The 16706-nt window shown below is 62.3% G+C and carries 13 protein-coding genes; 10 read left to right on the top strand and 3 right to left on the bottom strand.

The features are described 5' to 3' along the window. Nucleotides 1-44 precede the first annotated feature (44 nt). Both ACQ4WO_RS13585 and ACQ4WO_RS13580 read left to right on the top strand, forming a co-directional pair. Entirely contained in the window at nucleotides 45-461 is a 417-nt protein-coding gene (locus ACQ4WO_RS13585) for a hypothetical protein (protein ID WP_436481895.1), read from the top strand. A gap of 30 nt (nucleotides 462-491) precedes the next feature. After that, nucleotides 492-929, top strand: a complete 438-nt coding sequence (locus tag ACQ4WO_RS13580) for a GFA family protein (protein WP_436481893.1) — start codon at nucleotides 492-494, stop codon at nucleotides 927-929. 142 nt (nucleotides 930-1071) lie between these two features. On the opposite strand, the gene ACQ4WO_RS13575 is transcribed toward ACQ4WO_RS13580, so the two are convergent. The 3 genes from ACQ4WO_RS13575 to ACQ4WO_RS13565 all read right to left on the bottom strand — a co-directional run bounded on the left by ACQ4WO_RS13575 (nucleotide 1072) and on the right by ACQ4WO_RS13565 (nucleotide 5166). After that, nucleotides 1072-2718 carry a methyl-accepting chemotaxis protein gene (locus ACQ4WO_RS13575; RefSeq protein WP_436481892.1) on the bottom strand — a complete coding sequence of 549 codons (1647 nt, stop codon included), beginning with the start codon at nucleotides 2716-2718 and terminating at the stop codon, nucleotides 1072-1074. A gap of 86 nt (nucleotides 2719-2804) precedes the next feature. Then, entirely contained in the window at nucleotides 2805-3926 is a 1122-nt protein-coding gene (locus tag ACQ4WO_RS13570) for a patatin-like phospholipase family protein (protein WP_436481891.1), read from the bottom strand. A gap of 313 nt (nucleotides 3927-4239) precedes the next feature. Beyond that, nucleotides 4240-5166 carry a LysR family transcriptional regulator gene (locus tag ACQ4WO_RS13565; protein ID WP_436481890.1) on the bottom strand — a complete coding sequence of 309 codons (927 nt, stop codon included), beginning with the start codon at nucleotides 5164-5166 and terminating at the stop codon, nucleotides 4240-4242. Between the two features lie 106 nt (nucleotides 5167-5272). Between ACQ4WO_RS13565 and ACQ4WO_RS13560 the strand changes: the two genes are divergently transcribed. The 8 genes from ACQ4WO_RS13560 to malG all read left to right on the top strand — a co-directional run bounded on the left by ACQ4WO_RS13560 (nucleotide 5273) and on the right by malG (nucleotide 16698). Beyond that, nucleotides 5273-6832 carry an MFS transporter gene (locus tag ACQ4WO_RS13560; protein WP_436481889.1) on the top strand — a complete coding sequence of 520 codons (1560 nt, stop codon included), beginning with the start codon at nucleotides 5273-5275 and terminating at the stop codon, nucleotides 6830-6832. A 222-nt stretch (nucleotides 6833-7054) separates the two neighbouring features. Next, on the top strand, nucleotides 7055-8272 hold the full coding sequence (locus ACQ4WO_RS13555) for a maltoporin (RefSeq protein WP_436481888.1): 1218 nt from the start codon (nucleotides 7055-7057) through the stop codon (nucleotides 8270-8272). Nucleotides 8273-8685: 413 nt separating this feature from the next. Further along, the gene (locus ACQ4WO_RS13550) at nucleotides 8686-9696 is read left to right on the top strand and encodes a substrate-binding domain-containing protein (protein ID WP_436481887.1); all 1011 of its coding nucleotides are present in this window, start codon (nucleotides 8686-8688) and stop codon (nucleotides 9694-9696) included. Between the two features lie 299 nt (nucleotides 9697-9995). Continuing rightward, a complete protein-coding gene (locus ACQ4WO_RS13545) occupies nucleotides 9996-11633 on the top strand; it encodes an alpha-amylase family glycosyl hydrolase (RefSeq protein WP_436481886.1) in 1638 nt (545 codons plus the stop codon). A gap of 84 nt (nucleotides 11634-11717) precedes the next feature. Further along, nucleotides 11718-12803: an ABC transporter ATP-binding protein gene (locus ACQ4WO_RS13540; RefSeq protein ID WP_139092392.1), complete on the top strand. Its 1086-nt coding sequence runs from the start codon at nucleotides 11718-11720 to the stop codon at nucleotides 12801-12803. A gap of 100 nt (nucleotides 12804-12903) precedes the next feature. Beyond that, nucleotides 12904-14124 carry a maltose/maltodextrin ABC transporter substrate-binding protein MalE gene (malE, locus tag ACQ4WO_RS13535; RefSeq protein WP_051991836.1) on the top strand — a complete coding sequence of 407 codons (1221 nt, stop codon included), beginning with the start codon at nucleotides 12904-12906 and terminating at the stop codon, nucleotides 14122-14124. 162 nt (nucleotides 14125-14286) lie between these two features. Beyond that, entirely contained in the window at nucleotides 14287-15798 is a 1512-nt protein-coding gene (gene malF, locus ACQ4WO_RS13530) for a maltose ABC transporter permease MalF (protein WP_436481885.1), read from the top strand. A gap of 9 nt (nucleotides 15799-15807) precedes the next feature. Continuing rightward, nucleotides 15808-16698 (top strand): maltose ABC transporter permease MalG, encoded by an 891-nt coding sequence (malG, locus tag ACQ4WO_RS13525; RefSeq protein ID WP_070218276.1) that lies wholly within the window; start codon nucleotides 15808-15810, stop codon nucleotides 16696-16698. The last annotated feature ends 8 nt before the right edge of the window (nucleotides 16699-16706 follow it).

The following is a 16706-nucleotide window of genomic DNA, read 5'->3' as shown; positions in this document are numbered from 1 at the left end:
ACCCTAGAAACGCTGGCCAAAAGCACCTTAGATTTTGAGAAATTATGAACGCAACACATTGGAGGGTTCAGGAGCTGAAGCCTCACTCAGCCGATATTGTCTGGCTTGATGCCGAGGAAGCTCGACGTGCCTATGATTTAGTGGGCCTTCATGACTCGAAAATGCATCCCGGCCTGAACGTTGACACCGTCGACTCAATCGAGCGGCTCGCCTTCGGAGACGATGTGGCCGCCGCAAGCAGCTGGTTACGCGCCCGTGTGCCAGGAATTCAGCAGGTCGTCGTGGTGTTTGGAGAAGACGAATGCTTCGTCTGCAGCAGTGTGTTCCTGATCGAGAACTGGTCGGATATTTTTGTGCCGTCGCGTGACGACGCGATGATCTATTCGAAGGACACGCCGCTTATCCTGTTTTATTGCCATGAGAATCAATTCGAGCTGGGGCAGCGGATTGTCTTTGATTGAACGGCCATAAGCCGTCATTGAAAGGAAAAAATGAAAAGCACGGATGGAAAGTTACGAGGTTCATGCCATTGTGGATCTGTAAGATTTCAAGTTCGACTTATCGACGGACTCAAGACAGCACGGCGCTGCAACTGTTCCTATTGCCGCATGCGCGGCGCGATAGCGGTTTCTGCGGCGCTTCAGGATATAGAGATCACTTCTGGAGAGGAATTGCTCACGCTCTATCAGTTTCACACCATGCAAGCGAAGCACTACTTCTGCTCAAAATGCGGGATATACACACATCACCAACGCCGGTCAAAACCCGATCAATTCGGGATCAATGTGGCCTGCCTGGAAGGAATCAGTCCGTTTGACTTTGAAGAGGTAGCGGTAAACGAAGGCCGACTCCATCCAAAAGATAAAAGTGCTGGAGGCGGACCTGACATCGCTGGATACCTGCGATTTTTTCCCAATACCGACCATTAAATGAATTTGATCGTTGAGCTACCTCAATAACCTCTTCAGGGCGAAACCCGCTGACGACGGCAACCCAAGCGGCCACGTGCTCCCGCATGGGCCAACCCCACCACCAAAGAAAAACCCCGGCGTACCGGGGCAATTACGAAGCTTAACCGCGGGCACTGCGGCCCGGCAGCGCCAGGCGCCGGCTCGCGGCAGCTGTTGCCGGGGCCGGCAAGCCGCCCGCCACTTTCAACGCCTTCCCTTGGGCATCACTACGCAGGCGGAACACGGCCACCACGTCGACCAGCTCGACGGCGCGGTCTTGCAGCAACGATGCGGCGGCGGCGGCCTCCTCCACCAGGGCCGCGTTTTGCTGGGTGACCTGGTCCATTTGCGAAATGGCCTGGTTGACCTGTTCGATGCCGGCGCTTTGTTCGTGGCTGGCGTTGGCGATGTCGCCCATGATGTCCGTCACGCGGCGGATGCTGGCGACGATTTCTTCCATCGTCGCGCCCGCCTGGTCGACGAGCGCGCTACCCGTGTTGACCTTGTCGACGGAATCCTCGATCAAGCCCTTGATTTCCTTGGCGGCCGCCGCAGAGCGTTGCGCCAGGTTACGCACCTCGGTGGCCACCACGGCGAAACCACGGCCCTGCTCGCCCGCGCGGGCCGCTTCGACGGCCGCGTTCAACGCCAAAATATTAGTTTGGAAGGCAATGCCGTCGATCACGCCGATAATGTCGGCGATCTTCTTCGCCGACTCATTGATCGAACCCATCGTGCCCACCACTTGCGCCACCACGGCGCCGCCCTTGCGGGCCACGTCCGAGGCGGACACGGCCAGGGTATTCGCCTGGCGCGCATTGTCCGTATTCTGACGCACGGCCGAGGTCAGCTCTTCCAGGCTCGACGCCGTTTCTTCCAGCGACGAAGCCTGCTGCTCCGTGCGCACGGACAGGTCCGCGTTGCCGGCGGAAATCTGCGCGGCCGCCACGCTGACCGTATCGGCCGAGGCGCGCACGGTGGCGATCACGCCGACGATGCGCTCGAGGAACTTGTTGAAGGCCGTGGCCGTGCGGCCCACTTCATCCATGCGCTCGACGGGCATGGCGGCGGACAGGTCCAGCGAGGCGCTGACGCGCTCCAGCGTATGTTCGATATTGCCCAGTCCGCCGCTGATGGTGCGGTAGATATGCCAAGCCAGCGCGCCCGTCAGCAGCACGGCCACACCGAGCACGGCCAACATGGTGTTGAACGCCGTGTCGTAGGCGGCCAGGCTTTCCGCTTTTACATCGTCGACCAGCTTGTTGTTGTAGGCGATATGGTCATCCATGCTCTTTTTCGCGGCGGCCGCCGTAATGGCCAGCGGCGTGCCGGCCAGCAAGGTGGCGCGCACGCCATCCATGTCGCCCGCGTAGGCGGCGGCAAAGAATGGCGCCAGCGCGCGGCGGTAGGCTTCCATGGCGGCCTGGTCGGCGTCGAGCATCTTGCTGTCCGTTGCGTCGTACAGGCGCTCGGCCCGGTAGGTGGCGATGACCTTGTCGAAATTCGTGTTCGCGTCGGCGACGGCCTTGTCCAGCGCCGTCTTGTCGGCCAGGTTAGAGAACACGGACAGGCGGTAGCCGGCCAGGCGCGAATCGGCCAGGAACCCCTTGGCCGCATTCAAACCCTGGATGCTGGGAATGATGCGGTTTTGCACGGTGTCGAAACGCTCCTGGGCGCGCTGCAGCTGGATGGCGCCGCCGGCGCCCAGCAATAGCAGGGCCAGCAAGGCGATGGTGAGGGTCAGAATTAATTGCTTGGTGATATTCATGGTGTGTCACAGTAAAAAAGGTGGCCTGGCAAGGCCAGGCAGGATAAATAGCTGCCGATCGGGTGGCCGGGATCGGTTGCTGGCGGCTAGGCCGCCAGCGGGGCGGCGTCAGGCAAGCGGCGCAGCAAGTCGCCATGCTGGCGGCAAAACGCCAGGCCCGCCTTGTGGCCCACGTCGAACAGCAACTGCATGTTCGAACTGGACCAGTCCAGGGTGTCGGGCCAGTGCTGCTCGGGAATGCCGCCCATCAGGTCGAGCTTGAGCAAACGCCGCTTGGGCTGGCCCGTGCGCGCATCCGTGTTGTGCTCGAGCTCAAACAGGCGCAGCTCGCTCTTGGAAATTTTCACCAGCGGCGTAATGATGGAGCGCACCCAAGCGTCGTACAGGTTGCGCGGCTTGCGCAGCAAGCGCTCGTCACCGAGGATGTCGAGAATGACCAGGGTATCGGCGTCATGGTGCTCGCCCCTGCCTTCGATAAACGGGTCGAAATTGAGCGTATCGAGGGCCGCGCCTTCGATGTAGTCGTCGCCGGCAATGGTCGTCGGCGCATACAGGAACGGGAACGACAGGGCCGCCCGCACGTGGATCGGTTCGATCTCGTGCTTGCCCCAGATTTGCATGCGGTGCTCGCTGAGGTTGTAGGCATTGATGTAGAAATCGGGGCGCATGCGCGCCACGCCCGAGAAATCCACGGCTTTTTCAAGGAAGGGCAAATGCGCGCACAGGCCCAGGCTTTTCGCCGACAAGTCCGATGGCGACAGCGACGACACCATCAGCTTGCCCCAGTCCGACCAAGCCGTGGGCACGCCCGCAAACGTTTGCTGGAAGGCCTGAAAAAAAGGATTGTTGGCTGGCGGCTGGAAGGCGTCGCGGAAAGTGCTCGCGTGCATGCCCGGCTTCTGGAAGACCTTGTAGTTGATCGGGATCATCTTGTAGATGCTGTCGGCCACGCCCGTGTCGGCCCAGCTTTGCAAGGCCTGGCGCGGCGTGGCCTCGTGCGGCGTCGTGTAAAGCAAACCCATCAACACGCCGGCGCCCGAGGCGGAAATGACGTCGAACTCGATGCCCTCGTCGAGAAAGGCGGCCAAGGCGCCGGCGATCAGGGTGGAATTTGGTGCGCCGCCACCAAGCAGCAGTCCCGTTTTGCGCGCCGGTTTCGCTGTCGTAGCTGGCGCCGGATCCGGCGTCGTCGTCGTGACTGTCTTCATGCACACTCCCTGAACGGAACGGGGTTACCATCCCTTAATTGTTGGTTACTACACGCTTATGGCGCCTAATTCTGCACAGGTCCCCGCCAGCGACCAGCCGATGCAACGTTGCAGAAACAGATATGAAATTAACATAAATAAATTCCTTATGGCAATTTCCATAACGAATGATGGGTATTCAGAAAGGGTATAAGTTGATGCCGTGCGGCATAGCTTGATGCGGTGCAGCAAATATAAATTCGGCGGCGTTAGGATTAATCGCTTTGGCGTAGGAATATTCCCCAGCCTGCCGCCAGGGCGGCGGCCAGGGACATCAAGCGATAGATGCAGGGTCGGGAGGGGACGAGGAAAAATGCAGGTGGGTACACAAATGGTCAACAAAGACGCGAATCTTCGGCGACAGGTGGCGGCTTGACGGCCACAGCACCCAGAACTTGCTCGAATGCAGCAAGTAGCTGGCCAGCACGGCTTGCAGTTCGCCGCGCGCGATGGCGTCTCGCACGATAAAGTCAGGTAAATAGGCGAGGCCCACGCCCTGCGTGGCGGCGCCGATCAAGGCTTCGATATTGTTGCAGGTCAAGGCGGTCGGCAAGCGCAACTCGCCGCCGCTGTCGCCCTCGGCGCGCCGCAGCGCCCATTCCTGCAGCTTGCCCGTGGTGGGGAATTTATAGCGTACGCAGGCGTGCCCTTCCAGCGCGCGCGGCGTGGCCGGCATGCCATGGCGGCCAAAGTACGCAGGAGAACCGACGATGGCAAAGGCAAACGGCCCCAGCTCGCGCGCCATCAGCCGCGAATCGGTGAGCGTACCGCTGCGCACGGCCACGTCGACGCCTTCGGCCACCACGTCGACGAGGCGGTCGTTGAAATCGAGGTCGAGCTCGATCTCCGGATACAGCCGCGCAAACTCGGCCAGCAGGGGCAGGATGATGCGGTAGCCGATCACGGGCAGGCTGACGCGCAGCTTGCCGCGCGGCGCTTCTGCCAGGTGCGACAATTCCGCCTCGGCATCGCCAAGGTCGGCCAGGATGCGCTGGCAACGCTCGTAAAACAGCGCGCCCTCGTTGCTCAGGCTGATGCGCCGCGTGCTGCGGTTGAGCAGGCGCACGCCCAGCTTTTCTTCCAGCCGCGCCACGCTCTTGCCCACGGCCGAGGCCGACACACCGAGCAGCCGCCCGGCCGCCACATAGCTGGAAGTTTCCGCCGCGCGCACGAAGGCGGCAATGCCATTCAGATTATCCATGCGATCTCACTAGGGAATATTTGTCCGTTATGAGCGGATTTTCAGCCACTTTTTCACGGATTACGTCCATATTATCATCGGATTCCCTCTTTCTGGAATCATTCTCATGGATACGAATCTTCCCGCGCACACCCCGGAACCAGCGACTGCACGGCGTACGCTGGTGCTGGCAGCCGTCTGTCTGGCCGCGCTGTGCATGCCGCTCAGTTTTACGGGGCCAGCCATCGCCATTCCCGCCATCGCCGCCGACCTGCACGGCACGCCGCTGGCGCTGGCGTGGATCACGAATGCCTTCATGCTCAGCTTTGGCGGTTGCCTGATGGTGGCCGGCGCGCTGGCCGACCGCTATGGTCGCAAGCGCGTGTTCCTGCTGGGCATGGCCGTGTTTTCCGCCGCCGCGCTGGCACTGGCGGCCGCGCCCGGCATTGTATGGCTCGACGTGCTGCGTGCCGTCCAGGGCCTGGGTTGCGCCATGGCCCTGTCGAGCGGACTGGCAGCGCTGGCGCAGGAATTCGACGGCCCCGCCCGTGCGCGCGCCTTCAGCCTGATCGGCACAGCCTTCGGCGTGGGCCTGGCCTTCGGCCCCTTCCTCGCGGGCGCGCTCATCGCCCACACGGGCTGGCGCGCCATTTTTGCCGCCACGGCCGCGGCCGGCCTGGCCGCCCTGCTGGCCGCCGCGCGCGCCATGCGCGAAACGCGCGACCCGCAGGCGCAAGGCGTCGACTGGCCCGGCGCCCTGACGTTTACCGGTGCATTATCGCTATTTACCTATGGCTTGCTGCAGGCGCCGCACAAGGGCTGGGGCAGCGCCGCCAGCCTGGGGCTGCTCGGTGGCGCGGCCTTGCTGCTGGCCGTTTTCATCCGCGTGGAGCGGCGCGCGGCGCGGCCCATGCTGGACTTGACCCTGTTCCGCCTGCCAGCCTTTGCCGGTGTGCAACTGCTGGCTGCCGCGCCCGCGTTTTCCTTTGTCGTGCTGCTGGTATTGCTGCCAGCCCGCTTCATCGGCATCGAAGGCTACAGCGCACTGGAGGCGGGACGCATGATGATCGCCCTGTCGGCGCCCATGCTGGTGCTGCCGATCCTGGCCGGCATGGCGGCGCAACGTATTGCCGCCGCGCACATCTGCGCCAGCGGCTTGCTGCTGGCGGCGGGCGGCTTGCTGTGGCTGTCCAGCTGCGCGCCGGGCCAGGCGCCTGCTACCTTGATCGGGCCGCTGCTGCTGATCGGCTGCGGCATCAGCCTGCCGTGGGGTTTGATGGATGGCCTGGCCATCAGCGTCGTGCCCGTCGAGCGGGCCGGCATGGCGGCCGGCATCTTCAATACGACGCGCGTGGCGGGTGAAGGCCTGGCGCTGGCCATCGTCAGCGCGCTGCTGGGCACGCTCACGATGGCGGCATTGGGCAAGGTGCCCGGCCTCGCCCCGGAGCAGACGGCACTGGCGGCGCCCTTTCTGGCGCTGGGCGAGCTGCACCATGCGGGCCAGCTGTTGCCGCAGACCGGCGCCGCCGAACTGGCGCAAGCGTATGGCGCCGCTTTCCGCCACTTGCTGTATGTGCTTGCCAGCATTACGACGGCCTCGGCCCTGCTGATACTGGCCTTCCTGCGTCATCCGGCGGCCGTGACAACGGACACGGCCGCCCTGCCCGCCTGCAAGACGCAGCAATAATTCAAGACCATCATTCCGTCTGCCGTACACGGCGGCGCCCACGCGCCGCCCGCCCTCCCTGATGTTTCTCCGCAACATTCACAAAGTTTTCAAGAATAAAACCAGTTTACTGATCAAAGCGCTTTGAACTATACTCAAAGCGCTTTGAAACATAACTAAAGCGCTTTGGTTGTGCAAAATTCTGCGCGCCAATCCCACACCTATAAAAACACTGGAGACACAATGAACAAATTTTTCTTGAAAGCGTTGCCAGCGGCAGTGCTCATGGCCTTGAGCGCGTCGGCCCAGGCCGCCCTGCCAATCGACTTCGGCGGCTATATCCGCTCGGGCCTCGGCACCAGCAGCGAAGGCGGCAAAGAAGCGTGTTTCGGCCTGGCTGGCGCCTCGTCCAAGTATCGTCTGGGCAATGAGTGCGAAACCTACGGCGAGCTGAAATTCGGCGGCGAAGCCTTCAAGGCAGCCAACGGCACCACGTTCCGCATCAATACCCTGGTGGCGTTTTCCGTCAACCAGAACCAGGACTGGGAGCAATCGGACCCGGCGTGGCGCGAAATGAACGTGGTCGCCGACAAGATCGGCACGGGCGCCTTCGCCGAAGCGCGCGCCTGGGTCGGCAAGCGCTACTACGACCGCCAGGACGTGCACATCACCGATTACTACTTCTGGAATAACAGCGGCCCTGGCGCCGGCCTGGAAAACATCGACCTGGGCGCCGCCAAGCTGGCCTACGCCATCGTGCGCACGGCCGACGACGGCGACAGCAAGCGCATGGGCCTGTCCCACGACTTGCGCTTCTCCGGCATCAAGGTCAACCCCGATGGCGAACTGACCCTGGGCTTGCAATTCAACCAGAAACGCAACGCGCAAGGCGCGGCCCCCATCGCCAGCGGCCACTTGCTGACCATCATGCATACGCAAGGCAATCTGCTGGGCGGCTTCAACAAGGTGGCATTGCAGTACGGCAAAGGCAGCGCTGCCAACACGGGCGGCTTCAGCCTGGGCGCCAGCAAGGATGACAAGGTCGTGCGTCTGACGGAACAAATCATGATCCAGCCCAAAGGCGCGTGGTCGGGCATGGGCACCTTCGTCTACGAAGACAAGGAAACGGCAGGCGTGAGCAGCAAATGGACGTCGATCGGCGCACGTCCCGTCTACCACTTCACGGACAACTACAGCCTGGCCGTGGAACTGGGCCACGACATCGTCAAGCCGGAAGGCGGCGAGAGCCGCAACCTGACCAAGCTGACGTTCGCGCCGCAACTGTCGGCCGGCAACAGCTTCTGGTCGCGCCCCGTGCTGCGTGCCTTCTACACCTATGCAAAATGGAACAAGGCAGCCCAGTCGGCCGCCGCCGCGGAATCGGCGCTGTCGTCGACGGGCGTGTTCGGTGGAAAGACCAATGGCAGCTCGGTCGGTTTCCAGGTCGAGTCGTGGTGGTAAGAGCATCTGAAAAACATCCATGGCGGCGTTGCACGGTCTTGCCGTACTAGCGTACTGTCTGCGACCGTGCGCCTTGCCCTGAACGTTTTATCAGACGCTCTTTATTAATCAGAGGCATCCAACATTGGCTGACGCCGTAAGGCGCCAGCCACTGGCAGCAGCACCGCCCGCTCATTCAGGGGCAGGTAGTAACCGGACCCACCATTTCGCCGCTGCACGCGATGGCCGGCAGCTTCAATGTAGTGATTCAGCAGTATCCTCTTTTAGCGCGGGCGCCCCTGGGTTTGCCCGCGTATTTTTTTGGGCGCTGCCGCCGCTTGTCAGACCCCTGATCATTCCGGCATTTATCAGATAAACTACCCGTCATCGCACCGCCCCCGACCCACCCTGGATAGACCCCGACTGCAGCATTCATGAACCTCAAAAATCTCGCCAAAACGCTAGGAATATCCGAAACCACCGTCAGCCGCGCCTTGAATGGCTATCCGGAAGTGAGCGAACGCACGCGCGAGCGGGTGCTGGCCGCCGCGCAGGCGGCCGGCTACCGTCCCAATCCCATGGCGCGCAGCCTGGCCGTGGGGCGCACGAATATCGTCGGCATCATCTACCCGCTGATGCCGAACGACCTGGCCGACCCCATGTTCATCGACATCGTGGGCGGCATGTCGGAAGCGCTGGAAGCGCAGCAGATGGACATGATGATCGCGCCCGCCTCGGCCACCAACGAATTCCACACGTATGAACGCATGGTCAAAGGGCGCCGTATCGACGGCCTGATCGTCGGGCGCACGAAACCGTTCGACGAGCGCATCGCCTACCTGGCGCAGCAGGGCATGCCGTTCGTCGCCCATGGCCGCACGCAGCTGAACCAGCCGCACGCCTGGTTCGACTACGATAACGAGGCCGGCATGCGCCTGGCCGTCGAGCGCCTGGCGCAGCTGGGCCACCAGCGCATCGGCCTGATCAGCGCCACGCCGGACCTGAACTTCGTGCGCCAGCGCGTCGAGAGTTTCCAGCACGCCATGCAGGCGGGCGGCCTGGCCGTCGACCCGGACAACCTGGTCGACAACGCCCACGACCGCCGCGCCGGCTACCAGGCCATGCAGCGCCTGCTGGCCCGCTCGCCCCGCCCTACCGCCGTCATCGTCGATAACCACATGTCGGGCGTGGGCGCCGTGCGCGCGCTGCTCGACGCGGGCATCAGCATCGGCCGCGAAATGTCGCTGATCGTCTGGGGCGTAATGGAAGATTCCCTGGCCGGCCACAACGTCACCACCATCGTCCAGCCCGACCCGCGCGGCGCAGGAGCAAAAATGATCAACATGCTGCTGGCCCTGATGGACGGCACGCCCGTCACCGACTTGCAGGAACTGTGGCCGTGCGAACTGTTGCCGGGCGAGTCGGCGGGACCGGTAATTAGGTAGCTAAATATTGCATTGGCCCGCAACAGAAAGCCGGGGTCAGTCACTGCGTGATCGGAATGGGTCCCACTGGGACCATTCCCCCGCCGGGTCTGACCCCGGCCCTCCCGTCTTGTTGTCCTGAATCACCCTCATAAAAAAACCGTATGTCTGGCGCGTGTATCGCTTTACTTTTCAAAGCGCTTTGAACTATACTCATTTCATACCCAAAGCGCTTTGAATTTTAAAATAAGACGTTCGCCTACCAACCAGCAGCGCCGCCCTGATAGCCAATGCTACAGGCAACTTTTAAGAAATCATTCATGCCGACCATCCAGAACAATCTTGCCCACCTGCCCGCCGACTGGTGGCGCAGCGCCGTCATCTACCAGGTGTATCCACGCAGCTTCCTCGACAGCAATGGCGACGGCATCGGTGACTTGCCCGGCATTACCTCCAAGCTCGATTACATCGCCGCCCTGGGCGCCGACATCGTGTGGATCTCGCCCTTCTTCACGTCGCCGATGAAGGACTTCGGCTACGACGTGGCCGACTTCTGCGACGTCGATCCCATGTTTGGCACCCTGGCCGATTTCGACCGCCTCGTGGCGCGCGCCCATGAACTGGGCTTGAAAGTGATGATCGACCAGGTGCTGTCGCACTCGTCCGACAACCATCCGTGGTTCGTGGAAAGCCGCTCGAGCCGCGACAATCCCAAGGCCGACTGGTATGTGTGGGCCGACCAGAAGCCGGACGGCACGGCGCCAAACAACTGGCTGTCCGTGTTCGGCGGTTCGGCCTGGCAATGGGAGCCGCGCCGCGGCCAGTACTACCTGCATGATTTCCTCGTCAGCCAGCCCGACCTGAATTTCCATAATCCGGCCGTGCAGCAGGCCCAGCTGGACAACCTGCGCTTCTGGCTCGAGCGCGGCGTCGACGGCTTCCGCTTCGATTCCTGCAACTTCCCGTATCACGACCAGTTGCTGCGCGACAATCCGCCAGCCGCGCAGCGCGACGCGAGCAGCGTGTCGGCCATCAACCCGTACGGTATGCAAGCGCACGTGTACGACAAAACGCAGCCGGAAAACATCGCCTACCTGCAGCGCGTGCGCGCCGTGCTCGACGAATACCAAGCCATCTCCATCGGCGAAGTGGGCGACGACAACGCGCTGGCCACCATGGCGGCCTATACGGGCGCCGACAAGCTGCACATGGCCTACAGTTTCAACTTGCTGACGGCGGAGTTTTCCGCCGCGCACATCCGCAAGCAAGTGGAAGAGTTCGAAGCGCAAGTGGCCGACGGCTGGGCTTCCTGGTCCGTGGGCAACCACGACAGCGTGCGCGTCATGACGCGCTGGGGCGGCGAGAACCCGTCGCCCTCGCTGGCCAAGGTCGTGCTGGCCGTGCAGGCCGCCTTGAAAGGTACGCCGTGCCTGTACCAGGGCGACGAGCTGGCCCTGACGGAAGCGGACATTCCTTTCGAGGCGCTGCAAGATCCGTACGGCATCCCGTTCTGGCCCCAGTTCAAGGGCCGCGACGGCTGCCGCACGCCGATGCCGTGGGTGGCCGAAGCGCCGCATGGCGGCTTCAGCACCACCACGCCGTGGTTGCCCGTGCCGCCGGAACACCTGGCGCGCGCCGCTGACGTCGAAGAACACGATAGCGGCTCGGCGCTGCGCTTTGCGCAAAACATCCTCGCCTGGCGCCGCACCCTGCCGCAATTGCTGCGCGGCGACATCGTCTTCTTCGATGCGCCGGAACCCGTGCTGGCCCTGCGCCGCGACTTGCCCGGCCAACCGTCGGTCCTGGCTGCCTTCAACCTGGGCACCGAGGCCGTCACCTTCGCCTGGCCGGACGCGGCGGAAGCGGCCGATCTTGCCGGTCATGGCTTGCCAGGTAGTAAAGATAACCAACAGCTCAGCCTGCCCCCGCATGGCGGCTGGTTCGGCACTTTGGCGTAAATCGCAGGCTTTGGCGGCCATGCCGCCAATTACAATAACGAGCCCCGCGCATCAGCGGGGCCAAATTGAGATGATGAGGACGACATGGCAGGACTGAAATTAGCAGGGCTGAAGAAGGCATATGGCGACGTGCAAACCCTGCACGGCATCGACCTGGAAATCGCCGATGGCGAATTCATGGTCTTCGTGGGCCCGTCGGGTTGCGGCAAATCCACCTTGCTGCGCAGCATATGCGGCCTGGAAGAAATCAGCGGCGGTGATTTGTTCATCGGCAAGACGCGCATGAACGACGTGCCGCCCGCCAAGCGCGGCATCGCCATGGTGTTCCAGAGCTACGCCCTGTACCCGCACATGAGCGTGGCGCAGAACATGGCCTTCGGCCTCAAATTGGCGGGCATGAGCAAGGTGCAAATCGCCGACGCCGTGCAGCGCGCCGCACAGATCCTGCGCATCGAACCTTTGCTGGAACGCAAACCGAAGGACTTGTCGGGCGGCCAGCGCCAGCGCGTGGCCATCGGCCGCGCCATCGTGCGCAAACCCGACGTCTTCCTGTTCGACGAACCGCTGTCCAATCTCGATGCATCGCTGCGCGTGCAGATGCGCATCGAACTGGCGAATTTGCACCGCGAATTGCGCTCGACCATGATTTACGTCACGCATGACCAGGTCGAAGCGATGACTCTGGCCGACCGCATCGTCGTGCTCAACGCGGGCCGCATCGAGCAAGTGGGCGCACCGCTCGAGCTGTACCACCACCCCGCCAACCTGTTCGTGGCCGGCTTCCTCGGTTCGCCCCGCATGAACTTCCTCAAGGGCAAGATCCACAGTTACGCCGACGGCGTGGCCACCATCGCCACCAACGCGGGCGGCATGCTGCAAGCCGTCTTGACGCAGCCATTGGCCAGCGGCACCCCCGTCACCGTCGGCGCGCGTCCCGAACACGTGCAGGCATGCGCGCCCGGCGCCACGGCAGCCATCACGGCCACCGTGCAGGCCGTGGAAAAACTGGGCGACATCAGCTATCTGTACGTGCACGTACCGGGCGGCGACGAGCCGCTGGTGGTGCGCGCCGATGCGGAAACGGACTGGGCCATTGGCCAATCCGTGGCGCTGCAAGTGGCGCCCGCCCGCGTCCACGTGTTCGACGAGCACGGCCAAACCCGTACCTGACACCCCGGCTTTAAGGGGCCAGGCGCTACAGGCGCCGCCTGGCCTGGTTGTATCGTTTCAGCCTTGATACTTAACATAAAAAAAGACACTGGAGATTGACATGTCCTTCACGCACCCGAAACGCAGCTTCATCAAAACCACCCTGATCGCCGCCGCCCTGGCCGGCATCGGCAACCTGGCCGCCGTCAGCATGGCGAACGCGGCCGAAGCAGGCACCCTGCTGATCTGGATCAATGGCGACAAGGGCTACAAAGGCCTGGCCAAGGTCGGCGAAGAATTCACCAAGAAGACGGGCATCAAGGTCGTCGTCGAGCATCCGGAAGATGCGCCAAACAAATTCCAGCAAGCAGCCGCCGCAGGCAAGGGGCCGGACATCTGGATCTGGCCGCATGACCGCATCGGCACCTGGATCGACGCCGGCTTGCTGCAACCATTGACGCCAAGCAAGGAAGCGCGCGCCGCCATCCTGCCGCTGGCCTGGAACGCCTTTACGGTGAGCGGCAAGACCTGGGGCTACCCGATCTCCATCGAAGCCGTCGCCCTCGTCTACAACAAGGACCTGGTGCCGACGCCGCCAAAAACCTTCGAGGAAATCGCCGCGCTGGACAAAAAGTTGTCTGCCCAAGGCAAGAAAGCCATCCTGTGGGATTACACGAATACCTATTTCACGTGGCCATTGTTGGGCGCGGGCGGCGGCTTCCCGTTTGAAGTCAAGTCCGACGGCCGCTACGATGCGGCGAAAACGGGCGTGAACAATGCCGGTTCGCAGGCAGGCGTGAATGCGCTGATGACCCTGATCAACAGCGGCGCGATGCCGAAGGGCGCCGGCTACGCGGAAATGGAAGCGGGCTTCAACCAGGGCAAGATCGCCATGATGATCAACGGCCCATGGTCGTGGGACAATGCGCGCAAGTCGAAGATCAATTTCGGCGTGGCGACGATCCCTACCGTGGCTGGCAAGACGGCCACGCCATTCGTGGGCGTGCTGGGCGCCATGATTTCGAAAGCCAGCCCGAACAAGGACCTGGCCACGGAATTCCTGGAAAACCAGATGCTGCAGCTCAATGGCCTGAAAACCATCAACGCCGACGTCCCGCTGGGCACGCCAGCTAATAAAGTGCTGTTCGCGGAACTGAAAGCCAATCCGAACATCCAGGCGACGATGGAAAGCGCGCAGGCGGGCCGCCCGATGCCGAACAACCCGGAAATGGGCCGCTTCTGGTCGTCGATGCAATCGGCGCTGGAAAACATCACGCAAGGCCGCCAGACGACCAAGGATGGCCTCGATGCGGCGGCGAAGCGGATTACGACCGCCAATTAAGCAGTCTTACACTACATCACGTAAATTCGCGTAGGTCGGATTAGCGCTTGCGCGTAATCCGACATGTGCAGCCAACAATGTTGTCGGATTACGGCCCTTTGGGCCTAATCCGACCTACACCACAACGCCTTCATCCAGCATCCATCTTCACAGGTATCCATCGTGCGCAAGTTTATCGGCCCTACGGTATTGACCATCAGCATGGCGCTGGGTCTGTATCTGCTCTTCATGTTGTACATTTCCGGCCAGACCATGCTGGCCGCCGTTTTCCTCGGCTTGCTGACCCTGACGACGTTCGTCTTCACGTCGCCGCGCGCTTATGCCTACCGTTATCTGTTTCCCGGCATTACGGCGGTCATCGTCTTCGTGCTGCTGCCGATGGTGTACACGGTGTCGATCGGCTTTACCAATTTCAGTTCGCGCAACCTGCTCACCTACGAACGGGCCACGCAATATTTGCTCGACGAAACGCAGCGGGTGGAAAGCGCCGGCTATGCCATGACCGTGCATGCCGACAACAAGGAATACCGCTTGCGCCTGGAAAGCCCGGACACGGGCGAAGTGCTCTTGACACAGCCGCTGGCCCTCAAGCGCTCCGTGCCCCTGAACGTGGAGGTCGCGCCGGTCGACCCCGTGCAGGCGCCCGTGCTGGCCGCGCCGCTGGGCATCAAGGACATCATCGCCCTGCAAAAGGATTTGAAGCTGCTCACCCTCGTGCTGCCGAACAAGATCGAGCTGCGCATGGTGGGCTTGCGCGAATTCGGCCCCGTCGCGCACGTCTACAAGCAACTGTCGGACAAGACCCTGAAGAAGATCGCCACGGGCGAACTGGTGACGCCGAACTTCAAGACGGGCTTTTATGAAATGCCGGACGGCACGAAACTGGAACCGGGCTTCAAGGTCAACGTCGGCTTCGCCAACTTCGTCAAGATTTTCTCCGATGAAGCGTTCCGCGGCCCCTTCCTGCGCATTTTCGTCTGGACCATCGTTTTCGCCCTGATCAGCGTGGCCACCACGACGGGCCTGGGCATGGTGCTGGCCGTGCTCCTGAACTGGGATGCGCTGCGCTTCCGCGGCCTGTACCGCACCCTGCTGTTCCTGCCGTACGCCGTACCGGGCTTCATTTCCATCCTCGTCTTCAAGGGTTTATTTAACAACAACTTTGGCGAGATCAACCTCGTGCTCGACGCCCTGTTCGGCATCAAGCCCGCCTGGTTCTCGGACACCACCCTGGCCAAGGCCATGATTTTGATCGTCAATACCTGGCTCGGCTACCCTTATATGATGGTGGTGTGCATGGGCTTGATCAAGGCGATTCCGTCGGACCTGTACGAAGCGTCGGCCCTGGCCGGCGCGGGACCGCTGACGAATTTCTTCAAGATCACCCTGCCCCTGATCATCAAGCCGCTCACGCCGCTGATGGTGGCCAGCCTCGGTTTCAACTTCAATAATTTCGTGCTGATCAGCTTGCTGACGGGCGGGCGTCCCGATTTCCTCGACACCACCTTGCCGGCCGGCACGACGGACTTGCTCGTGTCCTACACCTACCGCATCGCGTTCGAGGATTCCGGCCAGAACTTTGGCCTGGCCGCCGCCATCTCGACCCTGATCTTCTTCCTCGTGGCCGCGATTTCGCTGGTCAACATGCGCCTGACGCGCATGAACAAAGCATAAAGGACAGCCATGGCTATCGTTGTCGACCGTTCCAACCGCTGGCGCATCCTGGCGGCCCACGTCGCCGTGATCGCGCTGATCGCGCTGGTGATGTTTCCCTTCCTGATGATCTTGTCGATCTCCCTGCGGCCAGGCAATTTCGCCTCGGGCAGTCTGATCCCGCCCGAGATCAGCTTCGAGCACTGGCGTTTGGCGCTGGGCATGTCCTACCAGGCGCCCAACGGCGCCCTCGTCGAGCCGGACTTCCCCGTGCTGCTGTGGCTGTGGAATTCCATCAAGGTGGCCAGCATGAGCGCCACCGTCACCGTGCTGCTGTCGACCACCTGCGCGTATGCGTTCGCGCGCATGCAGTTCCGCTTCAAGTCGCAGACGCTGTCCGCGCTGATGCTGCTGCAGATGTTCCCCGCCGTGCTGGCCCTGGTGGCCATCTACGCCATCTTCGACGTGCTGGGCAGCTACGTGCCATGGCTGGGCATCGACCACCACGGCAGTCTGGTGCTGGCTTACACGGGCGGCATCGCCCTGCATATCTGGACCATCAAGGGCTACTATCAAACCATCCCCGTCGAGATCGAGGAAGCGGCCAAGGTCGACGGCGCCACGCAATGGCAAGCGTTCGTCTACGTGCTGCTGCCGATGACGGTGCCCATTCTGATGGTGGTCTTCCTGCTGTCGTTCATCGGCGCCATCATCGAGTACCCGATCGCGTCCGTGCTGCTGCATGAGCAGAACAACCTGACCCTGGCCGTCGGCTCGAAGCTGTTCCTGTACGAGCAAAAATACCTGTGGGGCGACTTCGCCGCGGCAGCCATTCTGTCCGGCCTGCCCATCACGGCCGTGTTCCTGCTGGCGCAAAAATGGATGATCTCCGGCCTGACGGCTGGCGGCGTGAAAGGCTGACATGAAGA

It is taken from the genome of Janthinobacterium aestuarii, from assembly GCF_051380835.1.
Taxonomy (GTDB): Bacteria; Pseudomonadota; Gammaproteobacteria; order Burkholderiales; family Burkholderiaceae_D; genus Janthinobacterium; species Janthinobacterium aestuarii.
Note: the sequence above shows the minus strand (reverse complement) of the source record. Positions and strands in the feature narration are given on the sequence as shown.